This window comes from Actinoplanes sp. NBRC 101535, assembly GCF_030269225.1.
GTDB lineage: Bacteria > Actinomycetota > Actinomycetes > Mycobacteriales > Micromonosporaceae > Actinoplanes > Actinoplanes rectilineatus.
Window position 1 is genome coordinate 343,408 of sequence record NZ_BSSY01000004.1, and the last position, 16,804, is coordinate 360,211.

Genomic DNA, 16,804 nt, shown 5'->3' on the forward strand with positions numbered 1-16,804 from the left:
CGTTCGAGCAGGTCGGCGAAGACCGCGCGTCCCGCCCGGCGGAGCGGGGTCGCCGGGCTCCACCTGCTGTGCAGGTGCTTATCCGCCAGCGGGTGTTCGATGTCGCGGCCCTGCGGGTCAACCGCTCGACGGTGATTCGCGCCCGTTCCGATGCCCTCGAAGCTCCTCAGCTACCCGGCTGACGGATTGCGGCACCCGGATCGGTGCTCTGCTCAAGGGCCGTCCACCACTCCTCCAGCTCATCGACCCGGCTCTGGAGTGCGGCGTTCGCCGCCCGGGCCGTCGCCAGTTCCTCGGTCAGCGCACCGATCGGCCCGGAGGCGGTCAGGGCGTCGAGCAAGCCCGCGACCAGCCGATCCTCAGCGGCGATCCGGCGGAGCGCGGAGGCGACCACCTCCGGCGACAGCTCAGCCACGAACTCTCTCGGAAGCGTGAGCAGGCGAGCGACCTCGCCGAGGCTCCGCGCCGCGCTCATCTGGCGCCGAAGGCGCTCGGCAGACGGCACCGCCGGTTCGGCCGGTGTCGCAGCCGTCACGATCGGCTTGACGGGAGAAGGAGCAGGCTTCGACACAGGCGCGGGCATAGGTGCCGGCTCCGGTTCAGGCTCGGCCTCTGCCGGAAGGTCGGGAAGGTCGTCCCCCACCCAGACGTAGGCCAGAGTGTCGCCCTTCTGACGTCGGACGACATTCGGCCACTTGGGCAGAACCGCCAGGGCGCGGGGCCCGTGCCGGGCCCAGGTCTCGTTCCGGAGACCGAGCTCGGCCAGACTCTCCCGGATCTCTCGCACCTTCAGCGGGACCGACGACTCGGCCAGCAGGTGGAGAACCACCGCGAGGGGCTCTTGGGCGAAGACGGCGTGGAACAGCCGGGAGTCGGACAGAGCCAGGAAACGCAGCGAACCCCTCGTCGCGACGTGAACGCCGGCGCCCCGCGGGACAAGCTCCTCCTCACCGGTGTCATCCCACTTGACCTGGTAGTTTGCCCCGTCATCCGCGAGGATCGATCCGGCTCGGGTACGGCGTACGCCAAACGATTCGGACACCCGGACAAGACCCTGATCTGCGCTCACGAACGCGACTGTAACGGTTGTCGTCGCGGCCGGAGCCAGCCAGCTCTGAGAACTGTCGGTGGGTCCGGGCATAGTGTCCGGCATGTTCAGCGGGATTCATGACGTCGACTGGGCGTCATTGCAGCATGCCTACGGCTCAGCCGACGAGGTGCCGGCACTTCTGGAGGCGATGCGTTCCCCCGACGCCGGGGAACGGGACCGGGCGCTCGGCGACTTCTACAGCAAGGTTCATCACCAGGGCAGCGTCTACTCCAGCACGACAGCGAGCCTGCCGTTCCTGCTCGAATTGGCCGGTGATCCGGCCACCCCGGATCGTGAGAAGGTCATCGCCCTGCTGGTGAACATCGGCACGGAGGCGGTCGGGCAGGGTGATACCGACTACGCCGATGCGGACTTCATCGGCGCCGCAGCGTTCGCGCGCAGTCATGCGGAGGCGTTCGCCGACTTCACCGCGGATGCCGACTGCCGGGTTCGTCAGGCCGCCATCCCCAGCCTGGGCCTCTTCCTCGACGACGCCGACCGGGCGCTCGCCGTGTTGCAGGACCGCTCGGCGATGAGTTTCTGCCTCCTCGAACGCCTCCTGGTGACACGGACGACAGCCACGCTGACCCGGCGACTGCCGGAGATCAGGCCGGCCGCGACGGCATGGCTCGCCGGCCTGGTCCGGAACCCGCTCGGGGAACCCGAGTTCCGGCTGGCCGCGTTGATCCACCAGGCCGGATGCGATCCGGAGGCGATCAGCGACGATCTCGTACCGGCCGCGATCGCTCTGTTGCGCGAGATCGCCGACGCGGCACCGCAGGAGCAGCCGTGGCCAGAGCCGCCACCGGTCACGCCACCGGCCGACGATGTGCCGCCGTTCGTCTCCGCCGCGTTCGACGATCTGGAGCGCGCCGATCGGCGCTACGCACTCACCACGGATCTGCTGAGAACACTGCACCAATCGCTGGGCGCACGCGTCTCGCAACGCACCGATCTCCTGACCGCGCAGCTGAGCAGCCCCGAGCCCGGCGTCCGGCTGGACGCGATCCGGATGACGAGCGATCTTCTCCAAGCCTTCCGTGGCGACCACAGCGCTCTGATCCGGCTCGTCGCCGCCCAACTCGCCGCGAACAATCTGGAGGTCGCGGCCGAGGCGGCAACGCTGCTGGAGCGGCACCACCCGATCGCCGAACCCGCCCGTGAGGCCCTGGCCGGCCGGCTCGCGAGCCACGGGCCGGACGGATGGACGACCCAGCGACCACACCTGCGCCGACTGCACCAGAAAGCGGCCATGGCGCTGGCCCGGCTCGGCGACGCTCGGGCACTTCCCAGCCTGCGGGTGGCATTGGACAGCGACGTCGACGCCTGGCTCGCCGTCGAGGTGGCCGGAGCACTGCCGCAGGCAGCCGATCAGTTGGTGCCGCGCCTGCACGATCGGCTACGCGACGCCGACCTGTCCGAGAAGTGGCCGTCCGAGGCGAACGGCATCCTGTCCGCCTTGACGAGACTCGGCGATCCGTCCGCACTGCCCATCGTCACCGAAACACTCGTGGCCGCTGCCCGACAGCAGAACTGGGACGTCACACGATCCGCACTGACGGCCCTCCACGCACTCGGCCCGGCAGCGACATCCGCGCTCGCCGAGATCCGATCGGTCATCGCTGTCGAGGACACCTGGACCCGGGCCGCAGCGGTCACCACCCTCTGGGCTGTCAGCGGCGACCGCGACGAGGTCATGCCGGCTGCCCTCGCGCTGCTCGAAACCTTCGCGCTACGAGAAGCGGCCGACGTGCTCGGCCGCATCGGCCCACCAGCGGCGGCGGCCCTTCCCCGCCTGCGAGAACTGTTGACGGCCGACTATGACTGGAATCGCGTACACGCTGCCGCGGCCGTCTGGGATGTCGCCGGTGAGCCGGAAGCTCCCGCCGTGCTGGACGTGCTCCTGCACGCCTGGCGGAACAACTCCGCGACGGGCAATCACGTAGCCGCCTGCCTGAAACGGATGGGCGCGGCCGCCGCACCCGCGGTGCCACAGATCCGGGCAGAACTCGCCCGCCCCGAACGCGGAGGACGATTCGGAAGCATCAGCAACGACGAGACGCTGGTACGCGACCTCACCGCAGTCCTCACGGCATGACACAGACGGCGTGGGACGCGCTGACGGCCCGCCGGTTGCGGCTGCTGGGCACCTGGTGGCCGTGGCGGTGTGCGGGTTACCTGCTGTGCTCGCCGCTGGTCGCGTACGGCTGGTTGATGATCTGCCTGCCGCTCGGACCGTGGGCCGGCATCCCACTCGGCGCGGTCGAACGCCGGCGTCTGTCGTGGGTTCAGGGCGGCATGCCGTCGTCGCCGCACACGAGGCCCACCCGGCCCGGCCCGGGTGGGTGGCTCGCCGACCGGCTACGGGAGCGGGCGACCTGGCAGGAACTGGGGTACGCCCTCCTGCTCCTGCCGCTCAGCGTCGTCGACTTCCTCGTACCGTTCATGCTGCTCGCCATCCCGCTGACCCTGGTCCTCGCCCCGCTCACCGCCGGCCGGCGCGGCGACGCGGTGCAGGTACTCGCCTGGTTGCGTCTCGACCCGTCCCACCTGCCCGGGGCCGTACTCGCCCCGGTCCTGGGCCTGGTGCTGCTGGCCGCCGGGCTCTATCTGATCACCGCGATCACCGCCGCCCGGGCGCTGGTGGTGCGCTCGCTGCTGGTCGGCGACCAGGAGGTGGTGCTGGGCAGCCGGGTGCGGGAGCTCACCGCGTCACGGACCCGGGTGGTGGCCGGGTTCGAGTCCGAGCGGCGCCGGATCGAGCGGGACCTGCACGACGGTGCCCAGCAGCAACTGACCTCCCTGCTGATGACCCTCGGCATGTTGCGGGTGCGCCTGCGCGACGGCGACCCGGACGCCCGCACGCTGGCCGAGAAGGCGCACGAGGACGCCGGCCGTGCCCTGCGAGAGCTACGCGACCTGGTCCACGGCATCTACCCGGCGACGCTGCGCGAGCGGGGGCTACCGGCGATGCTGGCCGAGCTGGCCGACGATCACCCGCTGCCCGTCGAGTTGCACGTGGACCTGCCCCGCAGGCCCTCCGCGGGGATCGAGTCCACGCTGTGGTTCGCGATCTCCGAGGCGCTGTCCAACGTGGTCAAGCACAGCGGTGCGCCGGCAGCCTCGGTGTCGGTCGTGGCCACCGGCGCCCGGATCGTCGCCGAGGTGCGCGACGACGGCACGGGCGGGGCGGATCCGGCCGGCGGCGGGCTGGCCGGCATCGCCGACCGGGTCGAGGCGTACGGGGGTACGGTGCTCGTCCGCAGCCCGGCCGGGGGTCCTACGATCGTCACGATGGAGCTTCCGTGCGCATCGTGATCGGTGAGGATTCCGTCCTGCTCCGGGAGGGTCTGGTCGCGTTACTCGGCTCCGGCGGGCACGAGATCGTGGCGGTGGCCGGCGACCGCGACGCCCTGCTCACGGCGATCCGGGAGCATCGGCCGGACCTGTCGATCATCGACGTCCGCATGCCGCCGGACTTCAGCGACGAGGGGCTGCGGGTCGCCGTCCAGGTCCGCGCGGAGGATCCGGGCGCGCGGATCCTCGTGTTCAGCCAGCACGTCACCCACCAGTCCGCCACCGACCTGCTGTCCTCGGGCACCGGCGGCGTGGGCTATCTGCTCAAGGAACGGGTCGGGCACGTGGACGACTTCCTCGGCGCGATCGACGAGGTCGCGGCCGGCGGCTCGGTCATCGACCCGGAGGTGGTGCGCCAACTGCTCGGCCGCCGCCGCAACGCCTCACCGCTGGAGCGGCTGACCGAGCGGGAGACCGAGGTGCTCGCCCTCATGGCCCAGGGCCGGACCAACACCGCGATCGCCGCCACCCTGTCGATCAGCGAGGCGACCGTACTCAAACACGTCAACGGCATCTTCGCCAAGCTCGACCTGGCCCGCAGCCACGTCGATCACCGCCGGGTGCACGCCGTGCTGACCTATCTGCAGGGCTGACGGCCGGCTCCGGGCCCTGGCCGCTCACGTCGCCGACCGGGACGAGGTCCAGGCAGCGGTACCCCGGAGGTAACGCTGGCACTACCCCCGGAACTCACCTCCACGATGATGTCCGGAACGCCCTGTCCTGATGAGCTTGATCCATGCGTCCGGAACAGACATCCGCCAAGCAGACCGCCCCCAAACCCGACGGTGACCAGGCCGTCTCCGTCCGCGGGCTGACCAAGACGTACGGGTCGGGGGCCACGCGGGTCACCGCGCTCGACGACGTGTCGGCCGACTTCGGCCGCGGACAGTTCACGGCGATCATGGGTCCTTCGGGTTCGGGCAAGTCCACCTTCCTGCAATGCGTCGCCGGCCTCGACCGGCCCACCGCCGGTCAGGTCACGATCGCCGGCGCCGACCTGACACAGATGTCGGAGCGGCGTCTGACGGCCCTGCGCCGCGACCGGCTCGGCTTCGTCTTCCAGGCCTTCAACCTCATCCCGACGCTGAGCGCCGAGGAGAACATCACGCTCGCCGAGCGGCTCGGCGGGCGCCGGGCCGACCGGGAGTGGCTGGCGCACCTGGTCACCTCGCTACAGCTGGGCGACCGCCTGACCCACCGGCCCGCCGAGCTGTCGGGCGGTCAACAGCAGCGCGTCGCGGTCGCCCGGGCGCTGCTGTATCGGCCCGAGGTGGTGTTCGCCGACGAGCCGACCGGCAACCTGGACTCGCGGACCGGGCTGGAGGTGCTGCGGTTCTTCCGGCGAGCGGTCGACGAGTCCGGGCAGACGGTCGTCATGGTGACGCACGACCCGCTCGCGGCCGGCTGGGCGCACCGGGTCCTGTTCCTGCGCGACGGCCGGCTCGTCGAGGAACTCGTCCGCCCGACGGCAGACACCGTGCTGGCCCGGCTCGCCGCGCTGGAGGGCCTCGCATGATCACCATGGCCTGGCGCAGCCTGCGTACCCGCTGGCCGGCCGCGATCGGCTCGATCATCGCCGTGATGCTCGGCGCCGCGCTGGTGGCGGCGGCCCTGATCCTGCAGCAGTCGGCCTCCGCCGCGAACCCGGACGGCGCCCCGACGCCCTGGGCACTCGGCAACACCGACCTGGTCGTCCGGATGCCGGACCAGGCGGTCGCCGCCGACGGCCGGACGATGCCGCTCACCGACCGGCGCCGGCTGACCGCCGGGCAACTCGAGCGGATCCGCGCCACGGACGGCGTCGCCGAGGTCACCACCGAGAACCCGTCCCCCGCGTACGTCTCGACCGGCGGCGCGACCATCGGCGACACCACCAAGCGGTCGTGGGCGCACCCGTGGAGCACCGCGCTCACGGAACCCGTCACGCTGACCCAGGGCACGGCGCCCCGGGTGCCCGGCGACGTCGTCCTGGACCGGGACACCGCCGCGGCGGCCGGCGTCACAGTCGGCGAGAAGGTCACGCTGGTGACGCTGAAGGGCACGGCTGCCTACCGGCTGACCGGGATCGTGACCTGGCCCGGCTCCCAGTATGAGCACGCGGTCCTGCTCACCGACGCCCGCGCGGCCGAACTCGGCGGCGACCCGCTGCTCGCCCTGGTCAGGGTGTCCGGCGATCCGGCGGCGGTGCGGAACGCGCTGCGGGCCGCGCTGCCCGAGGCGGAGGTGACCGCCGACCGGTCGCACGCGCTGATCCTGGACCGGCGCACGGCCGAGCTGTCCGGCGGGTCGAGCCAGTTCGTCCTGCTGATGGCGGCAAGCGCCCTGGGCATCGCGGCACTGGTCATCGCGAGCACGCTGTCCGTGTCCGTGCACCAGCGGCGCCGCGAGATCGCCCTGCTGCGCACGGTGGGTGCCACCCCCGCCCGGGTACGCCGCCTCGTGGTCGGCGAGGCCGCGTTCATCGGCGTGTTCGCGGGGTTGCTCGGCGGGTTACTCGGCGTCGGCGTCGGCGCCGTGGGGATCCGGTTCTTCGCGGCGCAGGGCATGATCGCGGACTCCGTACGCCTGCAGGTCGGCATGACCCCCTTCCTGGCCGGCACCGGCGTCGCCGTGCTCACCGCGATCCTGGCCGGCACCCTGCCCGCGTGGAAGGCGTCGAAGATCTCCCCGGCCGAAGCCATGCGCTCGGCCGACGCCCAGCCCACCCCGTCGAGCCGGCTGCGGATCGTCACCGGTTTCGTGATGCTCGGCATCGCCGCCCACTTCGTCATCGCGGGCGCCGTGGTCGCGGGCACCCGCGGCTACACCACGATCGACGTGGCCGGAGTGTTGTTCATCCTGTCGGCGCCCTTCCTGGTGCTGGCCGCGGTGCTCCTCGGACGGCAGTTGCTCGCCGGGCTGCTGCGGCTGGTCACGCCGCTGCTGGGCCGCTCGTTCGGCGTCTTCCTGGCCACCCGGCAGATCCGCAACGACCTGTCCCGGGCCGTCGGGGTGACCACGCCGCTGCTGCTCATGGTGGCTTTCGCGTGTCTGCTGATCTTCCAGGAGAAGGGCACCTTCGAGGCGCAGGCCCGCAACTACGCCGAGCAGCTGCACATCGACCTCGCCGTGCGCGGCAGCGAGCAGCTCGGCGTGCCGCCCGGGTTGGCCGGCCGGGTCGCGGACATACCCGGCGTCGCGGCGGCGACCGGCATGATCAATACGCGCCTTCTCGTGCCGCGCGACGGCTCCTCGGTGGAGGCCCTGGCCGTCGACCCGGCCGCCGCGGGCGAGTTGTTCCGGGTACCGGTGACCGCAGGCGCGTGGCAGGATTTCGGCGCCGGCTCGATCGCCGTCGACCGCGGCGTGGCGAGCCAGTACGGCTGGCGCGCCGGACAGCAGGCCGACGTGCTGCTCAACGACGGCACCCCGCAACGCGTACGGGTGGCAGCGATCTTCGACGCCGGCGCGGCCACGCTGTCCGTCCTCATGCCACGCTCGATGGCCCAGCCCCACCTGCTCGAACCCTACGACGCCGGGGTGCTCGTCCGGGTCGACGCCGGCGCGGACCCCGCCGCCGTCGCCGCCCGCATCGACGCTCTGCGCTCCGTGGACCCGAACGTCGAGGCTCTCACCAAGGACGGCTTCATGGCATTCCTGCGGACCCAGAGCAGCGGCGACACCTGGATCATCCATCTCCTCGTCGTCCTGATCGGCGGCTACGCCGGAATCGCCGCCATCAATGTGCTGGTCAGCTCGGCCATGGCCCGACGCGGGCAGTTCGCACTGCTGCGGCTCGCCGGGGCACAGCCCGCGTACATCATCCGGGCCGTGATCTGCGAGACGGCGATCATCGTGGCCGGCGGAATCCTCCTCGGCACGCTCGTCGCCGCAGTGCCACTGCTCGGCTACGGCTACATCTTCACCCACTCGCTGTGGCTGCCCTTCGCCCCCGGCCCGTACGCACTGATCTGCGCCGCCGCCCTGTTCATCGGACTCGTCGGCGGCGTCGTGCCGGCCCGCCTGGCGCTGCGCTCCCGCGCCCTCGACACCCTGCGGGCGAGCTGACACCCAGCACTGTGGACGGCGTTTGTTCGGAGCACGTTCGGCATCCCCGGGAAAGGTCCCGGTCCGATGATTTGATGATATTCATCGAGGCCGGGACCAAGGAGGAAAGGCTGCGTGTTCACTACCGGTGACCGGCGGTGCGGGCGTGTCAGAGCCGGGGGTTGTCACGGTCACCTTGACGGCCTCACCGGCTCCCCCTGCTTCGGCAGCGGCCGATCACCCCACGAAAACCCTGCTCAGGGGAGCATGAGTCGAGAACGCAACAGCCCTGACACAGCAGTACTCATGATCATGAGCACTCGGCCCAGCCGGTCATTCCGGTAGTCGGGTGGCTATTGTCGCGTGATGACAATCAGCGGGGGAGGGCCGCATGGCTGAGTTGGACCTCGATGAGAAGCTGCTACGCAGCATCGCGGCGGGTGTGGCGGACGCCGCCGGGACCCTGCAGTCGGGGGTGAAAGCGGCAGGCACCGGGCTGGCGCCGTCGTCGCAGACCGGCTCCGCCGCGTTCACCGCGGTCCAGGCCGCGGAGAGGACCTGGCTGACCGAGCTGGGCAGCCTGCAGTCCGAGATCGGCGGGTTCTCGGTGAGCCTCAAGGCGGCGGCGGACGAATACTCCGCCACCGACCACGACAACGCCGACGATCTGCGGAACGCTGCGAACGGGGCACCGTGATGAGCGACCTGACCTTGCCGGACGTCCTCGCCGTCGAGTCCGGCCCGTGGCTGGCCGCCGCCGACACCTGGCGAACCCTGGCCAAGGCACTCGACAGAACCGATGAGCAGATGATCGACGGTGTGCGTGACCTGCCGGAGGCGTGGAGCAAGGGCACCGGGTCGAGTGCCGCCGCCGTGAAGGCCACCACACTGCGCCAGCGGACCAACGCGGCCTACAGCCCGGTGAAGAACATCGGCGACCAGCTGGAACTGCACGGCTACTCGATGGCGGCGCTGCGACGCTACGCCGAACAGATCATCGCGTCGGCGAAGGAGGCCGGCTACACCGTGGACCCGGTGGCGATGACCGTTGAGGCGCCCGCGTCGGCGTACATGGGGGGAAACCTCGACCAGACCGGCCGGGCGACCGGGAACCTGCTGAACGAGCTCCGCGAGGTGGTCACCCGGGCGCAGGCGCAGGACGACGAGACGGCCGGCATCCTCAACGGCAACGTGCCGGGTGCCCCGGGCGGCGGCTCGTGGGCCGGCGAGGCCGGCACGATCGCGCGCGCCCAGGAACTGGCCCTGAAGCTCAAGGACCCGACGTACGAGCCGACCGCGGCGGAGCTCGACGAGCTTGCGGACCTCATCACCGAGTACGGCAACGACCCGGAGTTCGCCTACCAGATGCTCACCAGGCTCGGGCCGCAGGGCCTGCTGGAGCTGAACGGCACCCTGGCGACCTACCAGCTGGACCGGCCGGGCAAGGACGAGGACGGCTGGTTGTTCGACACGCACCGGGCCGACACCGTGAAGGCCCTGCAGCTGGGCCTCGGCAACATGCTGGAGACCGCCACCGAGCGCAACGGCGTCGAGACCGGCCCGTACGGCGAGGGTTACATCCCCGGCGAGAACGAGCTGTCCAGCCAGTGGGTGGCCGACCTGATGACGGCCGGGCGCAGCACGATGACCATCGGCGACCCGACCCAGCCGGGACGGTCCATCGACGGCGTCTACGGCTACCAGTTGCTCTCCCCGCTGCTGCGCAACAGCGACCTCGACGCCTCCTTCCTGACCAACGTCGGCGGTGACATGGTCGACTTCGAGATGTCGAACGAGGACAAGAGCGCCATGTGGAACACCGGCCGCGGCGAGAACATCCGCCTCGACTGGACGCAGGACCACGACAACGACCTGGCGGCGGCCGGCTACGACCCGATGAACGGCCTGATGGAGGGCCTGTCGAAGAACGGCGCCGCCACGCAGGACCTGCTCACCCAGGTCACCGAGTTCTCCGCCGACGGTCCGGCCGACGGCCGGCTGACCCGTCTCGACTACCTGCTGACCGACCGGGACTGGACCGGCACCCCGGACGTCCCCGGCGGCCCGGGCTTCATGTCGGTGCTGATGGACAAGGGCGAGGACTACCAGAGCAGCGGTCTCGACAAGTTCGGTGAGGCCCTGGAGAACGCCACCATCACCCACCACAGCGACGACTCCCGCCGCCTGATCGAGTCGATCATCTTCGAGACGAACGTCGACGAGACGGCCCGCGGCTACGAGAACGCCTTCAACGCGAACGACAGCGGCAAGTCCGAGATCTTCGCCAAGACCGACATGGTCAGCCCGCAGCTGCGCGACTCGATGGGCCGGATCGTGTCGTCGTACATCAGCGACGTGAACCAGAACATGATCGGATCGGTGGAGGCGGACACCTTCCAGGTGGACAAGACCCACCTCACGCGGTTCCTGGCCGACGTCGGCAAGGACGAGACCGCCCACGCGGCCATCGCCGACGCCCAGGCCATCTACACCGAGCAGAGGTACCAGTACATCCTCTCCGGCCAGCAGAACCCGGACGCCGACATCTACGCCAACCTGGACGCCATGTCGGCCGAGTCGCACAAGTACGGTGCTGTGCTCGGGACCATCGACTACGGCGCCGGCTTGGCGAACCACGACACCAGCCAAACGCTCGACGACGCAGCGAACACCACCATCGAGAACCGGTACAAGTTCGCCGGCCCGGTCGCCGAGGCGATCGCGGGTGTGGCGACCTCGCGAGTCCCGGGCGCCAGCGACCTGATCAACGGAGTCACCGGCGAGGTCCTGAGCCAGCTGGAGGAGAGCCAGAAGGTCGACAACTCCGGCCGGACCTCCTACGACGTCGGCACCATGCTCGGCACCAGCCGCAGCTATGCCGCGGAGCTCGCCGAGGCGGGGCTCTACACCTCCGGACGGCTGCAGCATCTCCCGGAGACGCTCTACCAGGACGGCAAGCTGATACCGCTGGACCAACTCGACGAAGGCCAGCGGCAGGACTGGAACGCGTACCGGAACGGGTTGGGTCTGGACACGGTCGGCAGGGCATCCAAAGACTCGCTGGAATCCTACGAGAGCGGGTACAACTCGGCGAGGAACACCTTCGACAACAACCAGACGGGAACCCCGAAGTGAAGCGACTGACCTCGGGGGCCGCCGTCGTGATGATGAGCCTGCTGGCCGGGTGCACCGGCACCGACGAGCCCTCCACCTCGAGTACGCCGTCCTCGCCGGCCACGGCGTCGATGACCGACGAGGAGGCTCACCGGAAGGTGCCCATCGACGGCACCGACGCCGTCCCGATCACCTGGGAATCGCTCGAATCCCCGGAGAGCGAGCAGGTCCTCGCCGCCCGGAGGAGTCTCGCGTTCCTCTACTGGGAGCGCAGCGAGACCGACTGGACCCCGATCATCCCGATCGCCCGGCACCTGGTCACCGAGAAGCACTTCCAGGAGGTGTACGAGCCGTTCGCCGGCGTCACCGACTTCGAGGACCCGTTGCGAGGGCCGCTCTGGATCAAGCTGATGGGCGTCGAGAAGACCAGCCCGGACGTGGTCCGGGTGAACTTCTGCACCGACCGGGGGTACTGGCTTCGGGTGAAGGACGAGGCGAAGGTCCGGGAGGATCCGGCCAACCTGGAGTCGATCGTCGTCAAACTCGTCCAGACCGGTGACGGCGAGCCCCGGTGGCTCACCGACATGCAGATCGACAACGCCGGCGACCGCGCGGATCAGTACGGGGCACAGTGCACGGCCTGGGCCAAACACAAGCCGTGACGGCCTGTCACGCCCCGACCGGGAGTTCGCCGTTCCAGACGTGCCGGTGGCCCAGGGGCCTCCTGAGCTGCACCGGCACCAGGTAGAAGGTCTCACCGGATGTGACGGTCGCCGTCGGGCACGGCGCGTCACATCCGGTGGTGACACTGGCGAAGACGATACTTTTCTGGATCTCGTTGACGCGGACAGCGGTCGGCGGCTTGTCGGCGCGGACCCCGAGGATCAACCAGGATCCGGACTTCCCGGCGAACTCCTGTGCCACGTACGCCGGTGGTGCAGCGCCGGTGATCTCCTTGTATTCGACGATCTTCACCTCCTGGGCCTGCTCCGGAGCCTCCGTCACCTCGGGGGCCATGACGACGGTGGCCGCCTCGACGTCGAAGTCCTCGAGGATCTGCTCGGCGGCGCTCGCGGTGGAGGTGGGCGCCGAGGTGGAATTCGCGGCGCTACGAGGATCGTCGGTGCGGCTGATGTCGACGACCAGCCACACCACCACGGCGAGGATCACGAACTGGACGATCCAGCGCATGACGAACGCGCCCTCGCTCGGCTCGTTCGCCTCCGGGTCACGGTAGGCCCAGGATTCGAGCACCCGCCACTGGGAGCGGGGCGAAATCACGCCCCACCCGGCGATCGCGGCGATCGGGATCAGGAACAATATGAGGCCATCCACGGCCGGTCATGGTACCGGCCGCGTGCCCGTCACCCGCAGTGGTGAAAGCGGGGCCAGGCCGGCAAGGGGCCTTACCGCCGGAACTTGGACACGGAGTTCATCCGGCTTGTGCAGCGGTAGCCGATCTTTCCTGGGTCTGCTCGTAGGTGACTGTCCCAGTCTTTGAGGAGGCCGGCCCAGTCGGTCTTTTCGAGGCCTTCGCACAGACGGTCGAGGTTGAGGAGAGGCATCGGATGTCACCTGTGCCGCCACCGGTGGGCGAAGAGATTGGTGATGCCGGCCTTCTCTCCCAGCCGCTTGAGGCGGATCTTGATACCGGCCGCCCGCAGCCGACGTGCCCCCTTCAACGCGATCCACAACTGAGGCACATCGTCGATGCCGGTACGTCGGTTCCGGGATCGGATGTATCGGCGGAGTATGCGCGCCGTTTGAGGACCCAACCGGACACGGCGTTGCTTGCCGCCTTTACCGTGCAGGACCACCGAGTCGATGCCGAGGTCCACGTCGGTGACCAGTTACGGCTGCTGGAACGGCGGGCGCATCTTCCTGGCTGCCAGGGCTCCGCGTGATCGGCGCACGAGCGTGACGAACTCGTAGGGGTACAGGACGAGGACGTTCGGGCTGAGGTTGGTCGCCTGCCGGAAGCCATGGTCGCGTGTCACGCAGTATTTGATCGATGGCGGCGCCGCATCATCGGCGGCTTGCAGGGCGGTGGTGAACACGCACGCATCTTCATGGTCGAGCGGCGGGTGGCCATCCACGTTGATGATCTCGACGTGGCCGCCGTTGGTCATGTCGTAGACCAGGTCGTAGAGGAAGTCATGCAGCAGGTTCTCGGCGTCTTAGGGTGACCATCCGAGCCCGCGGGTTTCGGCGATGGCCCCATCACGAGGCTGCCGGGCCTTCAGAACGAGCAGGTCAGCAATGTGGTCGGAGGTCCACACCTCGAGCAGTTCCGGGCCCGCGAACCGACCGGTCGTGGTGAGCGCGACGGCCCGCAGGCTGTCGACCCGGCTGTCGGCTCGGTTCGGAACCGGCGCTTGGCTGTGGCGGGCCGCCGCATCCCGGAACTTGTCCCAGGTGAACGGCGGCCCGAGCAGATCCGCGACATCCAACAGAATGTTGAGGTCGAAAACGACGGTGTGGAGGTCTGGTTCAGCCTCGTGGTGCGCTGGCACGCTGCGGGCGCTCCCGGTTGATGCGGGCCGCGACACGCGGCGGTTGGGCATGATCGCAGGCCGTGGTGAACGCGGAAGCCACGCGCTGCGGGCTTCCGGAATCGTGGTCAGGCGTTTGGTGACGGAAGTCGGAACGGATGTCAGCCAAGATCTGCCTCCTCTCAGCGGCACTGATCTCGGTGCCGGCCGGACCGTGGAGACCACCGGACACCAGATCAGCCACGCGCCGGCCGGCCAGGGAACGTCGCCGGTAGAACCGTTTCATCTCCTCATCGCGGATACGAGCCTTGCTAGGCTCGTGATCTGGGAGGCCTTGCCGAGCGATACGCCAGGGAAGTTCGTTGTGAGTCAGCTCGGAGAGGTCGTCACCGGACAGGTCGCCGTAGACCTGGCAGACCAGCGATATAACCTGGGCCCCGGTAAGCGCCAGGTTGTCGGGGTCACCGCTGGGCCAGTTCCTGACAGTCCGCTGACCCCGGTGCCGATCCCAGAGCGCCACCGTCACCGGGCCGTCGCGCCATGCTTCGATGACCTCGGTGAACAGAGGTTCGTCGACGAGTGCCAGATGCCAGGCCTGGCTGTAGTAGACGAGCTTCTGCAGCCTCATGGCCTCAACCGGCCCGACATGGTCCAGGACCGCGGCCGCGACGTCATGCACGTTACTTGGCAAGGTGTGCCCCCGAACTACCGACGTGCTGCTGATTCTACCGACCGCCGCGTGCTCGTCACATAGCTCGTCAATGCCTGAACCTTGAACAGACAGGGGAGCAGCCGACTCAAGGGCTCCATTGAAACGCGCATACATAAAAAAGTTCCCGCAAGTCAGATACTTGCGGGAACTTTTAAAAGTCGGGCTGACAGGATTTGAACCTGCGACCCCTTGACCCCCAGCAGCTGAAAGGCCCAGCGACGTGCTCGATAACGTTTTCCCAGGTCACCGATAAGCATACCAGGGCGAGTTAAGGTGTCGCCACCAACCACCCCTCGAAGATCCATCCCCAACCTTCCTACCAGCAGTTTTGCAACCCAGATTTCCTCAGAAGCCTTCTCCCGGGCGTTTACCGGCACTTTGCCGAAGCCTCGACGCATGCATTCAGGGCGACGAGCGGCATGCTAACCCGAATCGAGGTGGACCCCTTGACTCGGAAAGCGCGCCTCCTCCCCCGCCCTTAGGCAAGGCGATACGGAAATCAAGCGTGCCTTCCGAAATAGTATTTCGCCATTTGAGCTCCATCGTTCATCCCCACGACGCCTCCTTTTCAGCACGTGTCGCCTCGGCAGGCGTCGGGGATGGAACCGCGATGGAGCCAGTGGTGTTATCCCAACGCTCGATCGGTGCCACCAGTTCTGCAATCCGGTCACCGGCTTGCCGACGCCGGACGGCGCTGACCTTTGCGTAGTAGCGCATCAGCGTGGCCGGATCATGGCCGAGCCTCTCGGCCACCTCATGAATGCCGTAGCCGGTGTCCAGCAGATTCGACGCGAGCATGTGCCGGATCTGATGCGGCCCGAGCGGCCGGACCTGCGCCGCGACGGCGAGCTGGTTGAACCGGTCGGTGAGATTGTCCGGCCGCATCGGCTGACCGGTACGCCCGGTGAACAGATACCGCGACGCCGAACCCGACGCCATGCCGGCGAGCATCCGCAGCGTCACCGCATCCAGCACCAGCGTCCGCAGGCCGTTGTGCGACTTCGGCGGCTTCACCCGCGTCCGGCTGCGGTTGCCAGGATTCTCGACCACGATCTGCCGCCGCACCGTCAACGTGGCCTGATCGGGTTCCAGGTCACCGCACCGCAGACCGCACAACTCGCCGCGCCGCAGCCCGGACACCAGCAGCAGCCGCCACATCGGGTACAGGCGATCCTCACCGACATGCTCACCGAACCGGCGGGCCTCGGCCAGCGTCCACACCAACCGCTCGTCGTCGCTCTCCCGCGGCTTGCGTGTCCCCAACCGGCGGCCGAGTTGTTCCTCGAACGCCTTGGACAGCACCAGGTCCAGGGTCCGCAGACTGGTACGGGAGTAGCCCGCCGCTTCCAGGTCGCGGTAGGCGTTCTCCACCATTCGGGCACTGAGCCGCGACGCCCGAACCCGGCCCACATACGGGTAGATCAGATTGAGCAGCCACGTGTAGTTGTAGCGGGTGTTGGGTTCGAGCTCCTGCTTACGGGCGAGCAGCCAGCCCTCGCAGATGGCCTGCATCGTGTCACTCGGCCGCGGTTTCGGATGCCGCTCATCACGCTGCCGGCGCAGCCGGTCGTACACGATCTTCGCGGCCTTCACCGTGACGAACCCGGACCGCCGCGCCTGCATCCGGACCCCGCTGCTGTCGTTGCCCAGCTCCAGACGGAACCCGAACAACCCGGTGACCTGATCATGAAAGATGGCACTGGTCTCGGGCATGGCCCGCACCTCAGCTCCAGTAACGGCCCCTCCAAATAGGAGGGACGTTCACCTTCATCAACGACGGGGGGCCGACGGCAGCAACTGCCGAGTGCCAGATGTCAATCGGAAGATTGACGCACCATCCAGCGGTCGACGACCGTAGGGCTGCATCAGTTGCTGCCCCCACCAAGCCCCAGCCTCCGCCATCGCGATGGATGCACCTGTACGACGCAGAAACGTCTCACGCGGCGTGATCAACGGAGGCCGCCGGGCAGCTTGACGAGATCTTCAAAGTGCCACACCCACTGCCGGTGGGCC

General features: G+C 68.9%; 15 protein-coding genes. 8 read left to right on the plus strand and 7 right to left on the minus strand.

What is annotated here, in order from left to right; translation table 11 throughout:
- Positions 1-166 precede the first annotated feature (166 nt).
- Positions 167-1,141 (minus strand): hypothetical protein, encoded by a 975-nt coding sequence (locus tag QSK32_RS13525; protein WP_285472080.1) that lies wholly within the window; start codon positions 1,139-1,141, stop codon positions 167-169.
- Between the two features lie 10 nt (positions 1,142-1,151).
- Here QSK32_RS13525 and QSK32_RS13530 point away from each other — a divergent pair, with 10 nt between their 5' ends.
- From QSK32_RS13530 to QSK32_RS13565, 8 genes are all read left to right on the plus strand, one after another.
- Complete coding sequence (locus QSK32_RS13530; RefSeq protein ID WP_285472081.1) at positions 1,152-3,188, plus strand: HEAT repeat domain-containing protein; 2,037 nt, start codon at positions 1,152-1,154, stop codon at positions 3,186-3,188.
- Positions 3,185-4,408, plus strand: a complete 1,224-nt coding sequence (locus tag QSK32_RS13535) for a sensor histidine kinase (RefSeq protein WP_285472082.1) — start codon at positions 3,185-3,187, stop codon at positions 4,406-4,408. The genes QSK32_RS13530 and QSK32_RS13535 overlap by 4 nt, the downstream gene beginning before the upstream one ends.
- A complete protein-coding gene (locus QSK32_RS13540) occupies positions 4,396-5,040 on the plus strand; it encodes a LuxR C-terminal-related transcriptional regulator (protein ID WP_285472083.1) in 645 nt (214 codons plus the stop codon). The genes QSK32_RS13535 and QSK32_RS13540 overlap by 13 nt, the downstream gene beginning before the upstream one ends.
- 143 nt (positions 5,041-5,183) lie before the next feature.
- Entirely contained in the window at positions 5,184-5,963 is a 780-nt protein-coding gene (locus tag QSK32_RS13545; RefSeq protein ID WP_285472084.1) for an ABC transporter ATP-binding protein, read from the plus strand.
- Positions 5,960-8,494: an FtsX-like permease family protein gene (locus QSK32_RS13550; protein ID WP_285472085.1), complete on the plus strand. Its 2,535-nt coding sequence runs from the start codon at positions 5,960-5,962 to the stop codon at positions 8,492-8,494. The genes QSK32_RS13545 and QSK32_RS13550 overlap by 4 nt, the downstream gene beginning before the upstream one ends.
- A 370-nt stretch (positions 8,495-8,864) precedes the next feature.
- Complete coding sequence (locus QSK32_RS13555) at positions 8,865-9,170, plus strand: type VII secretion target (protein ID WP_045739774.1); 306 nt, start codon at positions 8,865-8,867, stop codon at positions 9,168-9,170.
- Positions 9,170-11,608: a DUF6571 family protein gene (locus QSK32_RS13560; RefSeq protein ID WP_285472086.1), complete on the plus strand. Its 2,439-nt coding sequence runs from the start codon at positions 9,170-9,172 to the stop codon at positions 11,606-11,608. Before QSK32_RS13555 ends, QSK32_RS13560 begins: the two co-directional genes overlap by 1 nt.
- Complete coding sequence (locus QSK32_RS13565) at positions 11,605-12,249, plus strand: hypothetical protein (protein ID WP_285472087.1); 645 nt, start codon at positions 11,605-11,607, stop codon at positions 12,247-12,249. The genes QSK32_RS13560 and QSK32_RS13565 overlap by 4 nt, the downstream gene beginning before the upstream one ends.
- A gap of 7 nt (positions 12,250-12,256) precedes the next feature.
- Here the strand turns inward: QSK32_RS13565 and QSK32_RS13570 are convergent, their stop codons facing one another.
- The 6 genes from QSK32_RS13570 to QSK32_RS13595 form a co-directional block, all read right to left on the minus strand.
- On the minus strand, positions 12,257-12,922 hold the full coding sequence (locus QSK32_RS13570; protein ID WP_285472088.1) for a DUF6199 family natural product biosynthesis protein: 666 nt from the start codon (positions 12,920-12,922) through the stop codon (positions 12,257-12,259).
- A 236-nt stretch (positions 12,923-13,158) separates the two neighbouring features.
- Positions 13,159-13,425: a site-specific integrase gene (locus QSK32_RS13575; protein WP_285472089.1), complete on the minus strand. Its 267-nt coding sequence runs from the start codon at positions 13,423-13,425 to the stop codon at positions 13,159-13,161.
- 12 nt (positions 13,426-13,437) lie between these two features.
- Entirely contained in the window at positions 13,438-13,716 is a 279-nt protein-coding gene (locus QSK32_RS13580) for a hypothetical protein (RefSeq protein WP_045739771.1), read from the minus strand.
- A 48-nt stretch (positions 13,717-13,764) separates the two neighbouring features.
- The gene (locus QSK32_RS13585; RefSeq protein ID WP_285472090.1) at positions 13,765-14,100 is read right to left on the minus strand and encodes a hypothetical protein; all 336 of its coding nucleotides are present in this window, start codon (positions 14,098-14,100) and stop codon (positions 13,765-13,767) included.
- The gene (locus tag QSK32_RS13590; protein WP_285472091.1) at positions 14,078-14,758 is read right to left on the minus strand and encodes a Panacea domain-containing protein; all 681 of its coding nucleotides are present in this window, start codon (positions 14,756-14,758) and stop codon (positions 14,078-14,080) included. Before QSK32_RS13590 ends, QSK32_RS13585 begins: the two co-directional genes overlap by 23 nt.
- A 579-nt stretch (positions 14,759-15,337) precedes the next feature.
- Positions 15,338-16,504, minus strand: coding sequence for a tyrosine-type recombinase/integrase (locus QSK32_RS13595; protein ID WP_285472092.1), 1,167 nt, complete (start codon positions 16,502-16,504; stop codon positions 15,338-15,340).
- Positions 16,505-16,804 lie beyond the last annotated feature (300 nt).